Source organism: Paenibacillus sambharensis (genome assembly GCF_003233845.1).
Lineage (GTDB): Bacteria > Bacillota > Bacilli > Paenibacillales > Paenibacillaceae > Paenibacillus_I > Paenibacillus_I sambharensis.
Window position 1 is genome coordinate 1 of sequence record NZ_QKRB01000008.1, and the last position, 749, is coordinate 749.

The 749-nt window shown below is 55.9% G+C and carries 1 rRNA gene; it reads left to right on the forward strand.

What is annotated here, in order from left to right:
• Nucleotides 1-749: ribosomal RNA gene (locus DNH61_RS01060) — 23S ribosomal RNA — on the forward strand; the annotation flags it as partial.

Sequence of the window (749 nt, forward strand, 5' to 3'; positions counted from 1 at the left end):
TAAGGCTGGGCTGTGATGGGGAGGGAAAATATAAGTACCGAAGGTCATGGGCTCACACTGCCAAGAAAAGCCTCTAGCCAGGCGAAGGTGCCCGTACCGCAAACCGACACAGGTAGGCGAGCAGAGCATGCTAAGGCGCGCGGAAGAACTCTCGTTAAGGAACTCGGCAAAATGACCCCGTAACTTCGGGAGAAGGGGTGCCTCGGTAGGGTGAATAGCCCGAGGGGGCCGCAGTGAAAAGGCCCAAGCGACTGTTTAGCAAAAACACAGGTCTGTGCGAAGCCGCAAGGCGAAGTATACGGGCTGACGCCTGCCCGGTGCTGGAAGGTTAAGGGGAGCGGTTAGGGGTAACCCGAAGCTGTGAACCGAAGCCCCAGTAAACGGCGGCCGTAACTATAACGGTCCTAAGGTAGCGAAATTCCTTGTCAGGTAAATTCTGACCCGCACGAATGGCGTAACGACTTGGGCGCTGTCTCAACGAGAGATCCGGTGAAATTTTAATACCTGTGAAGATGCAGGTTACCCGCGACAAGACGGAAAGACCCCATGGAGCTTTACTGCAGCTTGATATTGGACTTTGGTACGATCTGTACAGGATAGGTGGGAGCCTGAGAAGCCGGAGCGCCAGCTTCGGTGGAGGCGCCGTTGGGATACCACCCTGATCGTATCGGAGTTCTAACCTGCTACCGTGAAACCGGTAGAGGGACCGTGTCAGGTGGGCAGTTTGACTGGGGCGGTCGCCTCCTAAA